This is a genomic window from Pseudoduganella danionis (genome assembly GCF_009720775.1).
In the GTDB taxonomy this organism is placed as follows: Bacteria; Pseudomonadota; Gammaproteobacteria; order Burkholderiales; family Burkholderiaceae_D; genus Rugamonas; species Rugamonas danionis.
In genome coordinates this window covers 1-750 of the sequence record NZ_WNKW01000030.1, presented here as the reverse complement: position 1 = coordinate 750, position 750 = coordinate 1, and the positions used below count along the sequence as shown (strand labels likewise).

Here is a 750-nt window from a genome sequence, read left to right as displayed (position 1 = left end):
ATCCGCCATGTGCACTTATTCACTTGTCCCTATAACGTTAGCTTCTGCGACTAACAGAAAGCGTTTATAGGAATAAGAAGTACTACGTTAATGCGTTTGTTGATACATACAATCATTACCCATCGTCTTACGTTTTACCGTAAAACGATCAATAAAAATTTACTTACTTCTTCCAGATTGTTAAAGAACATACAGCACTTGATCTCTAAAAGATCAAACCTAAATCGCAACCAAACTGGCTGACTTACGTTTGAACTTTTGGTGGAGGATGACGGGATCGAACCGACGACCCCCTGCTTGCAAAGCAGGTGCTCTCCCAGCTGAGCTAATCCCCCTGAGGTACTCGTTAGCCAAGGTGTCAGACTTTAGTCTGATACCTCATTTTTAAACTGGTAGGGCTGGTTGGACTCGAACCAACGACCCCCGCGTTATCAACACGGTGCTCTAACCAGCTGAGCTACAGCCCCAAATGCTGTTCTTTATTATTTACAGTCGATAAGTGTGAACGCTTAATGAGTCGTGCGACTCTAGAAAGGAGGTGATCCAGCCGCACCTTCCGATACGGCTACCTTGTTACGACTTCACCCCAGTCACGAATCCTACCGTGGTAAGCGCCCTCCTTGCGGTTAAGCTACCTACTTCTGGTAAAACCCGCTCCCATGGTGTGACGGGCGGTGTGTACAAGACCCGGGAACGTATTCACCGCGACATGCTGATCCGCGATTACTAGCGATTCCAACTTCATGCAGT

2 tRNA genes and 1 rRNA gene are annotated in these 750 nt (G+C 46.9%); all 3 read right to left on the bottom strand.

The features are described 5' to 3' along the window. Window positions 1-259: 259 nt before the first annotated feature. Window positions 260-335 (bottom strand) — tRNA-Ala (locus tag GM655_RS22555). Window positions 336-390: 55 nt separating this feature from the next. Continuing rightward, window positions 391-467: transfer RNA gene (locus GM655_RS22550), tRNA-Ile, on the bottom strand. A gap of 64 nt (window positions 468-531) precedes the next feature. Further along, window positions 532-750 (bottom strand): 16S ribosomal RNA (locus tag GM655_RS22545); the annotation flags it as partial.